Below are 15,998 nucleotides of genomic sequence, written 5' to 3' on the forward strand. Positions count from 1 at the left end.
GGGAATTACAAAAAAACAGAATATTCAGTCTATATATAGACAAACTAATTTTTTATCATTATAATTTTTACAAAAGGTGGTGTTGATAGTGTTTCTTTTAAAAAATAATAAACGTCCATTCATTTCGAGTTTTATTCATCAAGTAGAGGTAGCATTCCACCATTTTGACTTAGCGCGATGTGATGAAAAAACATTATATGTCACTGTATTATTTAAGTATGGGACACATAATGTGATTTGTGACTTTATCTACATCATTGACCAACAAGACATGTATGGAGCTATTTCTATCAACAAGCACTATGAGAAAGCTAGGGCATTTGTTAAACAGCACTTCCAGCAGCTTTTATTGTATTCAGATGAAATGATATTAGCTAATAACTTTATGAATACCGTGTCTTTCAAGTATTGCCTGCAACAATTCGTAAAAAGATATCCGACTTTTAATTCTTCCAAAATAGTCTCTTGAACATAAAACTAGTATGCCACAAAAAGTTGGCATACTAGTTTCAAATTTATTTCAAATATTCTTCAATGAATTCAACAGGGACATAAGTTTTCGTATCTTTCAAAGAGGGTGCTACTGACAAAGTGAGTAATGATTTGTTGTAACCAAACGCTTTTTCACCACGTGTGATTGTATAAGATTCATTGCCCTTCGTTAGAATAACCGTTTTACCTTTTGATTCTACTTGAAAGCCAAGCTTTTCTGCAATGCTACGTAAAGGCACCATTGTTGTTTCAGCTACCATATAATAATCCGTGGCAATGATCGTATTAATTTCCTCATCTATTGGACTTAAAGAAATTTCAGAATTGTCGTCTAGAACAATTACTTTCGATGGTGTTGTTTGTGCAGGAGTACTTTTAGTAGATGCTGTATAGAAAACAGCTAAATGCTTTTCTACTAAATCTTTTGATGTTACTTTTTTACCTTTTGCGTTGACTAGCTCTGTTTCTTTACCGATATTTAATTTTAAAATATCATATGTGTTTGTTAAGTCATCAAAGAAATAATCCACTTCTACAAACCCAACTTCTTTTGAATCTACAATAATAATCTCTGGATTGAATTGCGGTGGATAGATATATTTTTGTGGTTTATTTGCAAAGGTATACGCCACTACCTGATCGCCTTCTTTAAGCTCTACTTTTTTACCAGTATTATCATACACAAGAGTATCTTTTGTAATTTCTAGTATATTTGTTTGCTCTCCGTCTTTAACAGTGTAATATGTAATGTCTTTACCAACGCGAACATCTTCAACTGTTCCATGTGTTTGATTGAAAATGTGTACTGGATCAATTTGAATTTGTGGAATTTCAACTTCATCTTTTTGCTCATTTGCCGAAGCAACAGGTATCATAACACTCCCCATTAATAATGCAGACAAAGCTACAGGTGCTAATTTTTTCATATACATAAAATATCTCTCCTTATTGTTTGGGTTCATAGGAGTAGTAGTTTCAATGGGGAAAAAGTTTCATCACCTATAGAGAATTTAAAAAAGAGGTGACAGTAACTACTGACACCTCTTACATTTATTCTTTTACGAGTTCACTCAAACCTGTAATATCTATTCCATTTAATGCTTGGGTAGCAAGACGGTCTGCTTCTGAATTGTCCTTGCGAGTGATTAGCTGGTAGTCCGGTTGAATAGTAAGCTGTGCTAATTTGGCATCAATCTTATCTGCCCAACCTACTAAATCCTTTTCTAATGCTGCCCATTCCCCCCTTAATTGGTTGATAACTACTTGGGAGTCGCCTTTAATTTGGACAGGTAGATGATGGACATTTAGCAATTCTAGCTCTACTACACCTAAATAAAGCGCAGCATACTCTGCTTCATTATTAGATGTAAGCTCGGATGAAAAAGCATTTCTTCTTAAACGATAAGGCTTGCCATTTTGTTCATAGTAAATAGCACATCCAAGCCCTGCCTGTCTTGTCCCCCGATCAAAGCCTCCATCGAAATAGACAATGATATTATGCGGCTCTGTATCTATTTCTTTTAGATAGGTTTTGAGTTCTTTTATTGTCCAACTTGTATCTTGACGATCCAAGCAATGAATGGACTTGACTCTTCCGGTCTTTTCCATATCCTCTGCTAGTAATAGCGCTTGCGCAGCAGGCATCTCTTCTGAACGTAAAACAGTTGTGGCTCCTTTCGGTGTTTTATAGGTCCATTCAATGAACACATACATAGATAAAACCTCCAATACAATTGACTGGTGTATATAAAGTAAAAACGTGCTCCGATTAGCGGATACACGTTTTCCTATTACTTGTATATGTGCAATTCCTCAGACAATTATTCCTTACTATATGAATGATTTATTGAATATCCTCATATAGGCCTTGAATTGGCTTTATTAAAATACGATTTACTTCCTCAATCACTTTACTTAATTTCATTTCTGCCTCAAGCATAGCTGAAATCTTTTCATTTTGCTGTACAAGCTGAGATGCCTTTTGAGCATAAACAAGTTCATCCTCCAATAATTCCTCTCCAGCTAATTGTTTCTTTTGTAATTCAATTTGAATTTTACGGAAGTTTTTAAAGACATTTAACGCCTCTTCATCACTCTTTACAACTTCAACCGCCGCTTGTAAAGCCTCAAACTCTGGGGTCTTACGGAAAGTTGCCTCTAGTGCATTAATGTCATTATAAATATTAACCATTTAAACAATCTCCTTTTTAAATAAAATTAACAATTAAACCTTGCACAATTCCAATCAATCCACCAAGAACTGCACCTAATACGGTAATCATTTTAAATTCACGTTTTGAAATACCTAATACAAGTTCCTCTAATTTCTCAACAGGGAAAGAATCCACTTGCTCACGAACAACTTCTTGTAAATTTAAACGTTTAAGTACATCTTCTAGTTTTTCCTCTGCTTTGACAAAAGCTTTGTCAATTGCTTGTGGAATGACCGAATTTTTCATCCATTCGTTTCCTTCAGGCCAATAATAAGAAATAGGTTGATTTAAACGTTCGGCGACAGCTAATTGTTCTTTTACATACATTTGTAATTTCGATAAAATCGGATCAAACTGCATGTCTTGCAAAAAGTCCATCGCTGGTCGATCTTTTAATTTTTCCCATTCTTGCGTAAATATTTTTGTTAATAATGTTGACGTGCCCGGAGCTTGTAAAAATTTTACGAGCTCACGTTGAACTTTTCCTACAAGGGACGATGAATCACCTAAAAACATATTGATCATACCACCAAATGATCCTTTTGATGATAAGAAATCATCAATCATTGCTTTAATTGTCATTTCACCTTCAGGTGATAAAAAGTAATCCTCGCCTTTTTCTAGTATATGACTGACTGCTACAGGAATCTTGGCATCAAGAGTATCCTGCATATCTGACGATAGCAGTGTACGAATTGATTTTGTTGATAGTGTATTCTTCACTGATGCAAATTGTCCCTCAACAATTGCTTCAACTTTCTGCTCAATCGTAGCTGGCATATGAGAAAACCCCGCAATATTTAACCAATCTTGAATGGTTTTATCATTTGTAAAGATGGTTTCCTCTACTTTCGTTTGCACAAACTGTTCAACCTTCTCTTGAATATCCTTCGAGAAAAATTTCTTTCTAAATGTTTCAGGAGTTAATAAATAATTTACAACGGTAAGACCAAGCTGTTTTGCTAATTCGTCACGTCGTTTTGGAATAAGACCAGGTGTAAATGGAACGCGCCAGTTTTTAATATATATTGCGTTATGTGGACGAAAAAGCATTTTAATGGCTAGGTGATTGGTAACGCCTCCGATTGCTGCGCCTATAATTGCCATAAAAAGTAATGTCACTATAAAATTGTCCATTAGTATCCTCTCATTTCAGTTGTATTCACGATTGGCGTTTCTTGTCGCCTTCTGCACTTATTATAGCAGAGCAATGATTTCCAACGAAAGAAATACCCCCTTTAGATTTGAGCATAAACGTGAATAGTTGCAAAATTACCATTATCCTTGAATAATATGAACTACATATTATAGAAATGAGGTTTTATGATGATTCAGCATTTTAGTTTTAAGCCATTATTTGAAAATACCCAACTTCCAGGGTGGACTATTGCATTTTTTTATCAACGTGAACGCTACTCTGCTGAATATTTAAAAGATGGCACTATTCAATGGACGGGACCAACACCACCAAACGAAGAGGATGTTAAAAAAATGATTCATGAGTTAATGCTATTCCATGTATATGATTAAAAACTATAGTAATTTTTTCGCTTACCTCCCACATAAAAATACCTATATTTACTATATATAGCACGTCCTTTATGCTAATTATGTTGATACATGTTGAAATTCCTATATATTTCTTATACATTAAGGTTAGCAATTAAATAGTATATGTTTTTTATGCAGGGGGCCATTTCAATGAGTAAAGTCACGCTTTCAGATGACTTAAACAGTTATCATTCAAAAGCATTAATACGTGTAAAAGTAAAAGAATTCTTTTCAGAATTTTCCAAAAAAATATTCGAATTAGCTGACGAAGCTGGTAATTTAGATATTAAAAAATTTGAAGCCATTTCGGGTATTAATGGCGATTTCTATAATGAATATTGTAGTCAACTAAAAGGTTTCTTTGACTCTTCTGCTAGCACTTTTGGTAAAAAATCAATTAAAACAATGTACTTTACTTATAACGGTAAAAATTATATGTTGACTCAGCAAGGTATTACGGAAAAGGCACCAGTATCTATAGCACCATTTACGGGTGATTTACCTTTAAAAGAATCCTTTCATGATGTGGAGAAGGCATGTTTAAAATTACGTTTCCAACAGGAATAAACTTAGAAGGAGCAGTCACATGTGAGACTGCTCCTTCTAAGTTTTTTTCACAAAAAAAAGGAAAGTCCCAATTAATTATCGAGTCTCTCCTTTAGCTATACAAAATAATTCATTTAAAAAAATCCGCAAGTAAACGCACTCTTGAGATTTTTGACGTGTCGTATTATATGAGATGCAAAATGCTTCTTTCCCTAAACAAACTATCTTTGCTCAATTTTAAATTAGCATATTGCAATGGCGTTGACAATTACTTTACTTTTGATTCTACCTATTTTTTTTAAACGGGATTGAAAATCAACTGAAAAAGTTGTTGTCAATATTTGTGTTTTTCTTTTAAATAACTTATTATTGAAACATCCAACAATTTTTTAAATCATAGGAGGTGTACACTTTGTTTACTTCCCTCATTTGGGCGGGAACAAAGGAATTATTTGGACGGAGACATATTGGAGATAACCATTAGGTTGGCGGCATTCGCCCTACTAATTATAATGACAGGATTTTTCGTTGCAACAGAATTTGCAATCGTTAAAGTGAGAACTACACGTATCGATCAATTGCTCGCAGAAGGGCATAAGAAAGCGAAAAATGCAAAACGTGTTGTTTCAGATTTAGATGAGTACTTATCTGCATGTCAGTTAGGTATTACCATTACTGCACTCGGTTTAGGTTGGTTAGGTGAACCTACATTCGAAATTATTTTGCACCCAGTGTTTGAATTTCTAAATTTGAATGGTAGTATAACATCTATCCTTTCATTTATACTTGCATTCTCAATCGTTACGTTTATGCATGTTGTTATTGGGGAATTGGCGCCAAAAACATTAGCCATCCAAAAAGCAGAATTTGTCACATTAAACTTTTCTGGCGCTTTAATTTTATTCCACAACATTACGTATCCAGTCATAAAGTTATTAAACGGATCTGCCCGTGGCTTAACTGGCCTTTTCGGCTTAAAAATGATGTCAGAATCAGAAGTAGCTCATACAGAGGAAGAACTACGTATGATTTTATCGGATAGTTTAAAGGGTGGAGAAATTAATAACGCAGAATATGAATATGTAAATAGTATTTTTGAGTTCTCAGATCGCCTTGCCAAGGAAATAATGGTTCCTCGAACAGAGATTGTTGGCATTGAAAAAGAACTGACTATAAAAGAAGTATTTGATTTAATGGGTGTTGAGCAATATACTCGTTACCCGATTATTGACGGCGATAAAGACCATATTATTGGTCTAGTTAATATGAAACATTTATTAACCGCTTACATTAAAGACTCGAAAAATGGGGATAAACCAGTTATTGACTATATGCAGCCTATCATTCGAGTGATGGAAACAACGCAAATTAACGATTTATTACTCAAAATTCAACGTGAACGTATTCATATGGCCATTTTAATGGATGAATATGGCGGAACATCTGGTTTAGTGACGATTGAAGATATTATTGAGGAGATTGTCGGCGATATTCAAGATGAATTCGACGAAGATGAAATCCCGGAAGTACAAGAAATTGCAGATAATCATTTTATTTTAGATGCCAAAATGCTTCTTGAAAATGTGAATGATATGCTAGGTACTGACATAGAAGATGATGATATTGATACTATCGGTGGTTGGTTTATGACAAAACGCTTCGATGCAGTCGAAGGAGACAGCATTCAGGAGCAAGGTTATGAATTTATTGCAAAAGAATTAGATGGTCACCATATTTTATACTTAGAAGTTCTGAAGTTACCTGAAACTGATTTATCAAATGAATTTGACGCCGTTACGGAGTAAGATTTCATTGCTTTGTATGATTGAGCGTGCTACTATTAAAGGCAAACTTATATGATTCATGCTATAAATATGGGCTTTTTCTCACACCTTATATAGGTGGGAGTTAATACCGTGATAATAGATAAAAACGACTCCCTTTTAATAATAGGGAGTCGTTTTCTAATGTCAGAAAATTTTGCGAGGGGGAAACAAAATGGAGCTCTATACAAATTTACGTCAAGGGGAAAAAGGCGCTTGGTTATCCATTGGTACTTATTTAATCCTAAGCTCCATCAAACTAACGATTGGCTATATCGGCACCTCGGAGGCATTAAAAGCTGATGGTTTAAATAACACTACGGATATTATCGCATCCATCGCCGTATTAATTGGGTTACGAATTGCGCAAAGGCCACCTGACTCTAATCATCAATATGGGCATTTGCGAGCTGAAACCATTGCCTCTTTAGTAGCATCATTTATCATGCTTGTTGTTGGTCTCCAAGTTTTAATCAATTCTTTAAAAAGCTTATGGGCACCATCCGGCACAACTCCTTCCCTCTTAACCGCATTTGTAGCAATAGGTAGTGGTGCTGTCATGTATATCGTTTATCGCTATAATTTGGCACTATCTAAAAAAATAAAAAGCTCCGCTGTCAAAGCAGCTGCCTTTGATAATCGATCAGATGCATTTGTTAGTATTGGCACAGCAATAGGAATCTTTGGAGCAATTTTTGGTTTTCCAATTATCGATTCTCTTACGGCCCTTATTGTTGCTGTTTTAATTATTAAAACAGCAGTAGAAATTTTTTGGGAAGCTGTTCAAAGTCTTACAGATGCATTTGATATCGATGAAGTGGAAGCGTTATCCGTCCTAATTCGGAATGTGGACGGTGTAATCGAGCTCCTAGACTTTAAAGGCCGTGCTCACGGTAATATGTACTTTATCGACATAACCGTAACTGTTGACCCTTATTTAAATGTTTTTGACAGTCACCGTATTACTGAAGAAATAGAACGTACCATCTTGCGAGAAAATCGGTTTTGTCAGGTTCTCGTGCATATCGAACCACATATTGAAATAATCCCCCCTCAAAACGATGAAAAGTCTCCTACCAGTTGATTGGTAGGAGACTTATTTTTATTTTATAGCGATATAAACTTCCACCTGCGCCTCTTGAGGGTTTGCGCAGCGTTCATCATACAATTCAAAGTCACCAGTATATGTTCGTTCCACCTCAGAATTTGCAAACCATGCCCAAATTTCTTGCCATGTTTGGATAACAATTTCTGGCATTTTCCCTTTATGTGATGTGAATACTAAATATTTAGCTGCTGGAATAGTCTTAATAACCCACTCAGGTGATGCGTCATTCATCTTTGAAGCTTCTACACCAATTGTAATTGCATAATTTCCATTTACATCGGTTTCATAGTCCGAATACAAACCGTACACATTTTGATTATCCAGCTTAGATAATTGGTCAACAATATTTTTTTCATAAAAATCCTGCCATAATTGCGGGATCTTGGCTTGTGCTGTCAGTTCATTTGCATTGCTTGTTTTCGTCGAAATTCCTATGATTTGGAATGCTTCTCTTTTTATAATCTTTGGTTCTGACCACTCCTGTTTTCTCCATCTTTTTAAGCTTGGCAAAAAAGATGTAAGCATAGTACGGGCCTCGTTTGCAGGCATGCCATCTCCCTTTAGATGTGGCACACAAATATCAATCATTTCTTCAACGGTTAAATTAGGTTGTTTAAAGCTCCCCTCCTCATAACAATATGTACAATAGTCTTGATTTTTGTGACCTTCTTTTTCCGTTCCTAATAAAGCCTCATCTGTTAGAGGCATTCCACAGCTTTGACAATAGCTTTGCATCATTGTTGATTCCACCCTTCGCTTTATTTGTCCTTACTATAGCAAAGGAAACCTGACAACTGTCTGTCAACTATTATCCGGATTATATAATTGAGCAATTTCATGCGCACGTTTTTGAAGTATGTCCCTTATGTGGAGCGGCTCTAATACTTTTATGCGATTGCCAAAACTAAGTAAAAAACCGTAAAGCCACTCATCCTCTGGTATAGATATATAAATTTTGTCCTGCCCATGATCAACATATGCTACTCCAAAAGATTCTTCCACTAATGTTGTTACAGCCGTATCAAAACTAATTACTAAATCGACTACGTTTTGTGGCTGATACCATTCCTTCCCCCATGGAAGTTCACTTAAATTAATTTCCTTCCGCTCAAAGTGTAAATCTTCTTGCATTAAGTTCTTTATTCTTGCCAGTTTAAATAGACGAAAGTCCATTCTTAATGTGCAATAGCCGTATAAATACCAAGTCTTCCCTTTTTGAACTATTGTATGAGGTTCCACCACTCGCTTTGTTAACTCTCCATGCGCCGTGGTATAAGTAAAGCTTACACAATGCCTATTTTCTATAGCACTTTTTAAACTCGTAATATGTTCTTTAAACAGGATGTTTGGCCCCCATGGACTCAGATCCACAAATAAGTGGTCAATGGTTTGTGTTACATGATCATCTGCAATACTTGTTAGCTTTTCGAGAACAGCTAATGCGTGTGAATCTTCATAGGTAGTCAAAGCACTTTTAATGGCAATTGTCAGAGACGCAAGCTCTTCCTTTGTTAAAACCTGTTTATCTACACGATAGCCATCTATTAAGCTAATTCCTCCGTGCACCCCTTGTTGGCTAATAACTGGTATCCCTGCACAGCTTAGCGTTTCAATATCTCGATAAATAGTACGGACCGACACATTAAATAATTCTGCTAATTCTTGTGCTGTTACCTTTTTTCTATTGATTAATATCATTATCATTGTTAGCAGACGCTCTAATTTCATAGCGAAGCCCCTTTCTTAGAAGATCTTATTTTTTTCTCAGCAAAATGCATTTTAATTACTATCATCCTATATTTTTAAGTATTTTTTAAGTACTTTTTGAGTTTTATTTAAGACAAATGTACTATAATAACGCCTGGTTAATTATTACAATCATTATACTATTTTTACAATATAAGAAAAAATATTACTTTTAAAAGTCAATCTCTTACAGCATTTAATTCCTACTAAATATAAACTGTTTCAATTTTTTATAAGAATAGTTTGATACATAAACGCCTAAACAATTATTTCAATTCTCTTAACACAAATAAAAAACTTCTTTCTTCTATATAATGAACGGCGAATACTTTCTAAGAAAGGATTTGGCGTGATGTGACACCCCCACAGGATTACTAACTCTCGCCTGTGGAAGACCTACTACAAATTGCTTTATTCTAGTATCAAATTTTTAATAGAGAAATTAAGTGATTTTATCTTTTCATGCCCTTTCAGTATATATAGAAAGCCTTTTCAACCAAAATGAACTAGAGTTTAATGGTTTTTAATTTAATTGTAAAAAGGAGAGTTTGATGTGATTCGAGCCGTTTTAATAGACAATGAACCTTTAGCTTTACATTATTTTCAAAATAAATTACAAGTATTTCAACAAATTCAGGTTATCCAAACCTTTACTAGTGTAGAAGTATTTCTTAATGAGCTGCCCTCGATAGAATTTGAGGTTCTATTCTTAGAGGTAAAACTCAAAGAACTTTCTGGACTTGAAGTAGCAGACATGATTAAAACAGAGCGTCCACATGTCAGTGTTGTTTTTATTACTTCCTATCATGAATTTGCTTTACAGGCTTATGAAATTGGTGGGCTTGACTATTTATTAAAACCTATCAGCCATGCTCGTTTAGAAAAAACGGTGACTCGTATTGAGCATGAATTTTCAATACAACAAATGCTTCAACAGGCAACTCAAACGTTATTAAACGTACAATGCTTTGATCAATTTGCTGTTTATAGCAATAAAAGCTTAGTGGCATTTAAAACCGAAAAGACGAAGGAATTGTTTGCTTATTTTATTTTGCATCCAAATATCCCGATTCACCGAGATTATTTAATTGAAATACTTTGGCCAGATTTAGATTATGTAAGAGCCAAATCAAATCTTCATACAGCTTTGTCGTACTTACGAAAAACATTAAATACAATTGGCTATGAAAACTGTATTGTTTTTTCAAATAAATACTATATTTTTGAAAAACCAAGTCTCGTGTGTGACTTATATGATTTTCAAAAACTTCATGAGGATTTTTCACGATTAGAATTTCCTTCTATATCTTTAATTCATCAATGTCTAGCAATTTATAAAAATGGTTTATTTGTATTCGATGATTATGAATGGGCAAAAGCCTATAAGGATAGATTAACGAAATCATACATAGAGTTATTAGAAAAAGGGTTCCAAACTACCGTTTTTTCAGATACTGATAAAGCAATTGAATTTTTACATGCTTTGTTAGAATATGATCCCTATAATGAACAAAAGCTTGAGCACTATTTATACACATTAATTCAGGCGGGTCTTCATGAGCAGGCGCACAAAATTTTCCTAACGTATAAACAAAAACTAAAAGAGGATTTAGCATTACCTCCAAGTTCTACTTTATTAGAGATATCAAAAAAATTATTTGTGGAAAGTAAATAACCACACTAAAAACGACGGGCTCCTACACATTGTAGAAACTCGTCGTTTTTGCTTTAGCTACCGCTTCCCTCTGTCAAACCATGCTTAACCGCATATAGAGCAGCCTGGGTACGATCTTGTACTTGTAATTTTGTAAATATATTAGAAATATGAGTTTTAACTGTTTTTTCTGTAACAAACAATGAGGATGCAATTTCTCGATTACTTTTCCCTTTTGTTAGCTCTGCCAGCACATCCTGCTCACGAGGTGTTAATGGATTTAACGAATGTGGGGCATTCTGTGCCTCCTGGCGATCCATTTCAAGTGTGGTTGTAGCCTCTGGGTGTAATGTATTTTCGCCACGCATAATGCGACGAATTGATAAAACCAATTCATCTGGCTCAATATCTTTCAATTGATAGCCTGCTGCCCCTGCCTCCATTGCAGGGACAACATGGTCCCTATCTGAAAAGCTTGTCAGCATTAAAATCTCTATTTTTGGAAATTTTGCTTTAATGCGCTTTGTCGCCTGTATGCCGTCCAACTCAGGCATCACTAAATCCATTAAAATAATATCTGGTTGGATACTTTCTGCTAATGATACGGCTTCATGTCCATTTTTTGCCTCTCCAACAACCTCAATATCTTTTTGTGTCTTTAAGAAAAACAATAATCCTCGACGCACTACGTGATGATCGTCTGCAATTAATACACGTATCATGACCTCTCCCCCTTAGTATGGCAAGCGGATTAGCAGTTCCGTACCTTTGCCCATTTCACTTACCCAGTCAGCAGTGCCACCCACTGATTTTGCACGGTCCTTAATGGATTGTAAGCCCATTGACAATAGCTTCGTATTATTGTCAATGACAAACCCTCGTCCCTCATCGCGTATAACCAATAAAATATCTGTAGACGTGACGGTAATATAAAGTGCTGCCTCTAAAACACCAGCATGGCGTCGCACATTATTTAAAGCCTCTTGAGCTACTCGAAATAATGTCTCTTCAATGCGCGATGGAAATTGTAGGACTCCTGAAACCGTAACATGTAATTTTAAGCCAAGCATCTCAGCATATACTTTTATCGCTTCCAGTAAGCCATTTTCCAATCCCTTTGGTCGTAGCTGCCAAATCAATGCTCGCATCTCTGTAAGCGCATCCTGAGTTAAATGCTGTATCTCTTTAAATGTTTCTTTCACATCACTATCCTGTGTCATTTCAATACCAGCTCTCGCCGTTAGCGTAACCGAAAATAATAGTTGATTGACAGAATCATGTAAATCCCTTGCTAGACGGTTGCGCTCCTTTACAAGGGCCATTTCTTGCTCTTGTTTCGTCAGTAAAATTCGCTTTATAGCAGAACCCATCTGAAATGCTACTGACTCCAATAGAGCTAGCTCCTCCTCAGAAAAACGTACCGTATCCTTAGAAGCTACATTTAGTACACCAAAACGTTCCTGCCCTGATTGAAGGGGCACAGTGGCATGATGGGTAATTCCTTCATGATCCCCAACATTAGCTGCGATTGCACTTTCAATACGTTGACATTCAATAATATTAGATGCCTTTTTTAGCTCCTCATTACGATAACGAGATACACACCAGCAGCCACCTTTATTTAAATAGTGACAGTTTTTAAATTCCAATGCCTCTGGTAAATTTTCATGAACAACAAGCTCCGAGCGTCCCTTTGCATCAATAAAAAAAATCCAGCCTGTTTCAAAATTCGTGCCATTTAAAAATTTGATAAGGGCCCCTTTTAGCATCGTAACGATTTCAGTTTCTTCATTTAATAGTTCTGCAATTTCCTTTAATATACTTATATTGGAATGCTCATTTTCCTTCACGAAAACACCTCTTCTTTAGCATTACTATTATTAATGATACCATTAAGGCATTAGGCTCGTCTTCATTAGCCGTTCATACTTTAGACTGAAATTATCTTCCTTATTTTGCGTAAGTTAATTTACATATAAAACTAGAACAACTATAATCGTACAAGTAGTGTTTTTATAAAGGGGAGAATTGATATGTCTAAAAAAGAGGAAAATGGCTTATTATTTATATGGATAGTATCTGCTGTAGCTACACTTGGTTCATTATACTTTTCTGAAATTCGTCATTATGAACCGTGTAAATTATGTTGGATACAGCGTATTTTTATGTACCCGATTGTCATTATGGCCACTGTAGCCTTTATACAAAAAAATGCTCGTATTGCTGTTACAACAGCGGTTTTTTCTGTTATCGGAGGCTGTATCTCACTCTATCATTATGGCATTCAAAAGCTTAGCTTTTTAGCGGATAGTGCCCCTTCTTGTGGCGCCGTATCATGTACAGGACAATATATTAATTGGTTAGGCTTTATTACTATCCCATTTTTAGCATTAACTGCATTTATTTTAATTGCAGGGGCAAGCTTCTATTTAATCAAAGCTACAAAAGCTGTAAAATAATCAAAAGACCGTGTTCTACCATTAGAATACGGTCTTTTCTACGGAGGAAGATCAATGTTTCTTTATGCATTTAATGAAGATAACTTAACGATTGAGGAACTGTTACGTAATCACTGGCGACTAGGTAAAAAGCTCGTACATGAATTACGTATGGCAAAAGCTATTACTTTAGAGAATGATGAACTTGTTCAATGGAATACTCCTTTACAAGTCGGCACTATTGTCAAATTTACATTCCCAATCCCAGCGTCTAGCTATAAACGAACACCTGTTTGTGCGATTGATATAGTCTATGAGGATGATCATTGCTTAATCGTATCGAAGCCAAAGGGTATGGCAACTCACCCTAATGATGACCGAGATACCCATACATGTATGAACCATGTTATGGCACATATTCAAGAACAAGGTGGTATTTATGCAGAGCATGTCCATCGATTAGATAAAGGGACACAAGGTTTATTACTTGTAGCCAAGCATCCTTTAGCGAAATCAATTTTCGATCGAATGATTGAAGAAAAATCTATTATTCGGACATATGCAGCGGAAGTACAAGGAAATATACGCTCCTCATCGGGTACCATTTCTGAATCTATTGGTAAGGATCGACATCACGCTTCTAGACGTGTCGTGTCGCAAACTGGACAGCATGCAGTGACCCATTATGAAGTCGTTTCACGCTACAAGAATTCTTGTGTGGTCCATTTGATTCTTGAAACTGGTCGAACACATCAAATCCGTGTACATCTAGCCTACATCGGTCATCCCATTATTGGTGATACTATGTACGGCGCAAGAGAAACTGCTAGTGGTGATTATGAACTCCATGCTATCCAATTAGAATTTGACCATCCATTTTTAAATAAACGCATTACCGTCAAGGACGAACAATCATCAAAAAATCCCGCTTCTCAATAACGAGAGCGGGATTTATATATAGAACTAAAAATCAAATTTGAAATGATCTGGATCTTGCCCAAATCGTTGATTACGATTTAATGACGCTATCTTTTCCATTTGAGTCTGTGTTAATTCAAAGTCAAAAATCTGTGCATTTTCTTCAATTCGACTTGGTGTCACTGATTTAGGAATAATTAATGTGTCATTTTGTAAATGCCAGCGTAACACTACCTGAGCAGTGGTCTTGCCGATTTCCTTGCTAATTTCTAAGATAGTAGAATCATCAAGTACGCCACCTCGCCCTAACGGTGACCATGCAGTGACAGCAATCTGATGTTCATGGCAATATGCACTTAATGCTTGTTGCTGTAAATACGGATGCATTTCCACCTGATTAACCATTGGAGCAATATTGGCCTTTGCTAGTATTTTTTCTAAATGATGCTCATGATGGTTCGACACACCAGTTGCTCGAATTAGTTTTTCATCGTATAGGCGCTCAATAGCGCGGTAAGTTTCCTCAAATGTTTCTGGAACAGCCCAATGTGTCAAATATAAATCTACGTAATCCATCTTAAGTTTCTTTAGCGATACTTCAAAAGCCCGTAAGGTTTCATCATATCCTTGGTCATTATTCCATACTTTTGTGGTAACAAAAATATGCTCACGTGGTATACCTGAATAACGGATAGCTTCTCCTACCTCTGCTTCATTCCCATACAAAGATGCTGTATCGATAGCTCTATAACCAAACTTCAGCGCTGTATCGATGGATTGTAATGTTTCTTCATGATCTGTCATTTTATAAACACCTAAGCCGAAACGAGGCATTTCTACTCCATTTGATAATGTTTTCGATGATTGTAAATACACGAATCACAACCCCTTTCTTTTTCCTAGTACCATTATACAAAAAATTGGATTTAAGAAAAATAAGGAAGCTACTGTTATTTACCACTATTCATCCTTTTCCTCGATACTTTCCAATTGAATAGGATCTGCAATACGCTCATCATCCGCAAGCTCTAGACCATCACGTAAATGTTCCATTTGTTTGCCCAAATCTTTTAATTCCTTCATATCTCTCGCCATCGTACCATTTTCAATGTTTGGCACCTTTTTTTTCATACTAATCACCTCCTTAATAGTTTTCCCGATAATTATACGTTTGAACCATTTCTGACATATTTTATTCAGGTATGTCGTTTCATTTTTATAGTAGATAGGCTATACTAAATAGAGATGTCTTTATTACATGAGGAGGGTTACTTCCATGAAACTATTATTAATCATTGGTGTAACAGTTGCTTTCTTAACAGCTATTTTTACTGCTGGGTACGAAGGCGATTACAAAGCGGATAAATAATACCTCGAGAAAATCACTAAGCATTAGATATGCTTAGTGATTTTCTTTTTTGTCGACAATAAAATAACTTACTTGACTTTCAGTTATTATTAAAATAAACTAACTTACATAAAGTAACTAAATGAATAAAAATAACTTAC

The 15,998-nt window shown here is 35.5% G+C and carries 18 protein-coding genes; 8 read left to right on the plus strand and 10 right to left on the minus strand.

The features are described 5' to 3' along the window. Nucleotides 1-88: 88 nt before the first annotated feature. Entirely contained in the window at nt 89-469 is a 381-nt protein-coding gene (locus AC3CH7_RS18930) for a hypothetical protein (RefSeq protein ID WP_012292164.1), read from the plus strand. 46 nt (nt 470-515) lie between these two features. Here AC3CH7_RS18930 and AC3CH7_RS18935 read toward each other — a convergent pair whose 3' ends face one another. The 4 genes from AC3CH7_RS18935 to AC3CH7_RS18950 form a co-directional block, all read right to left on the minus strand. Beyond that, nucleotides 516-1,424 (minus strand): copper amine oxidase N-terminal domain-containing protein, encoded by a 909-nt coding sequence (locus AC3CH7_RS18935; protein ID WP_488381825.1) that lies wholly within the window; start codon nt 1,422-1,424, stop codon nt 516-518. 118 nt (nt 1,425-1,542) lie between these two features. Beyond that, nucleotides 1,543-2,205: a ribonuclease H family protein gene (locus AC3CH7_RS18940; protein ID WP_488381826.1), complete on the minus strand. Its 663-nt coding sequence runs from the start codon at nt 2,203-2,205 to the stop codon at nt 1,543-1,545. Between the two features lie 130 nt (nt 2,206-2,335). After that, complete coding sequence (locus AC3CH7_RS18945; protein WP_012292161.1) at nt 2,336-2,683, minus strand: YlbF family regulator; 348 nt, start codon at nt 2,681-2,683, stop codon at nt 2,336-2,338. A gap of 16 nt (nt 2,684-2,699) precedes the next feature. Beyond that, the gene (locus AC3CH7_RS18950) at nt 2,700-3,842 is read right to left on the minus strand and encodes a DUF445 domain-containing protein (protein WP_012292160.1); all 1,143 of its coding nucleotides are present in this window, start codon (nt 3,840-3,842) and stop codon (nt 2,700-2,702) included. Nucleotides 3,843-4,031: 189 nt separating this feature from the next. Here AC3CH7_RS18950 and AC3CH7_RS18955 point away from each other — a divergent pair, with 189 nt between their 5' ends. The 4 genes from AC3CH7_RS18955 to AC3CH7_RS18970 all read left to right on the plus strand — a co-directional run bounded on the left by AC3CH7_RS18955 (nt 4,032) and on the right by AC3CH7_RS18970 (nt 7,709). After that, nucleotides 4,032-4,235, plus strand: coding sequence for a YheE family protein (locus tag AC3CH7_RS18955; RefSeq protein WP_031418249.1), 204 nt, complete (start codon nt 4,032-4,034; stop codon nt 4,233-4,235). 171 nt (nt 4,236-4,406) lie between these two features. Then, nucleotides 4,407-4,823, plus strand: coding sequence for a hypothetical protein (locus tag AC3CH7_RS18960; RefSeq protein ID WP_236249574.1), 417 nt, complete (start codon nt 4,407-4,409; stop codon nt 4,821-4,823). A 464-nt stretch (nt 4,824-5,287) separates the two neighbouring features. After that, nucleotides 5,288-6,607 (plus strand): hemolysin family protein, encoded by a 1,320-nt coding sequence (locus AC3CH7_RS18965; protein WP_031418246.1) that lies wholly within the window; start codon nt 5,288-5,290, stop codon nt 6,605-6,607. A gap of 193 nt (nt 6,608-6,800) precedes the next feature. Further along, nucleotides 6,801-7,709: a cation diffusion facilitator family transporter gene (locus AC3CH7_RS18970; protein ID WP_031418244.1), complete on the plus strand. Its 909-nt coding sequence runs from the start codon at nt 6,801-6,803 to the stop codon at nt 7,707-7,709. An 18-nt stretch (nt 7,710-7,727) separates the two neighbouring features. Here the strand turns inward: AC3CH7_RS18970 and AC3CH7_RS18975 are convergent, their stop codons facing one another. Both AC3CH7_RS18975 and AC3CH7_RS18980 read right to left on the minus strand, forming a co-directional pair. After that, nucleotides 7,728-8,471, minus strand: coding sequence for a zinc ribbon domain-containing protein (locus AC3CH7_RS18975; protein WP_232900804.1), 744 nt, complete (start codon nt 8,469-8,471; stop codon nt 7,728-7,730). 63 nt (nt 8,472-8,534) lie between these two features. Further along, complete coding sequence (locus AC3CH7_RS18980) at nt 8,535-9,461, minus strand: helix-turn-helix transcriptional regulator (protein WP_488381827.1); 927 nt, start codon at nt 9,459-9,461, stop codon at nt 8,535-8,537. Between the two features lie 571 nt (nt 9,462-10,032). Between AC3CH7_RS18980 and AC3CH7_RS18985 the strand changes: the two genes are divergently transcribed. Then, on the plus strand, nt 10,033-11,154 hold the full coding sequence (locus tag AC3CH7_RS18985) for a response regulator (protein ID WP_012292152.1): 1,122 nt from the start codon (nt 10,033-10,035) through the stop codon (nt 11,152-11,154). Nucleotides 11,155-11,207: 53 nt separating this feature from the next. Here AC3CH7_RS18985 and AC3CH7_RS18990 read toward each other — a convergent pair whose 3' ends face one another. Together AC3CH7_RS18990 and AC3CH7_RS18995 are read right to left on the minus strand one after the other, a co-directional pair. Further along, entirely contained in the window at nt 11,208-11,855 is a 648-nt protein-coding gene (locus AC3CH7_RS18990) for a response regulator (protein ID WP_008173403.1), read from the minus strand. Nucleotides 11,856-11,867: 12 nt separating this feature from the next. Then, nucleotides 11,868-12,983 carry a GAF domain-containing sensor histidine kinase gene (locus AC3CH7_RS18995; protein ID WP_012292151.1) on the minus strand — a complete coding sequence of 372 codons (1,116 nt, stop codon included), beginning with the start codon at nt 12,981-12,983 and terminating at the stop codon, nt 11,868-11,870. Nucleotides 12,984-13,166: 183 nt separating this feature from the next. On the opposite strand from AC3CH7_RS18995, the gene AC3CH7_RS19000 reads away from it, so the two are divergent. Together AC3CH7_RS19000 and AC3CH7_RS19005 are read left to right on the plus strand one after the other, a co-directional pair. Further along, nucleotides 13,167-13,592 carry a disulfide formation protein C gene (locus tag AC3CH7_RS19000; protein WP_012292150.1) on the plus strand — a complete coding sequence of 142 codons (426 nt, stop codon included), beginning with the start codon at nt 13,167-13,169 and terminating at the stop codon, nt 13,590-13,592. Between the two features lie 54 nt (nt 13,593-13,646). Next, the gene (locus AC3CH7_RS19005) at nt 13,647-14,510 is read left to right on the plus strand and encodes an RluA family pseudouridine synthase (RefSeq protein WP_012292149.1); all 864 of its coding nucleotides are present in this window, start codon (nt 13,647-13,649) and stop codon (nt 14,508-14,510) included. Between the two features lie 24 nt (nt 14,511-14,534). Here AC3CH7_RS19005 and AC3CH7_RS19010 read toward each other — a convergent pair whose 3' ends face one another. Next, nucleotides 14,535-15,365, minus strand: a complete 831-nt coding sequence (locus tag AC3CH7_RS19010) for an aldo/keto reductase (RefSeq protein ID WP_012292148.1) — start codon at nt 15,363-15,365, stop codon at nt 14,535-14,537. A gap of 84 nt (nt 15,366-15,449) precedes the next feature. Then, nucleotides 15,450-15,620, minus strand: a complete 171-nt coding sequence (locus AC3CH7_RS19015; protein ID WP_012292147.1) for a hypothetical protein — start codon at nt 15,618-15,620, stop codon at nt 15,450-15,452. Between the last annotated feature and the right edge of the window lie 378 nt (nt 15,621-15,998).

The sequence above is a fragment of the Lysinibacillus sp. F12 genome (assembly GCF_057773605.1).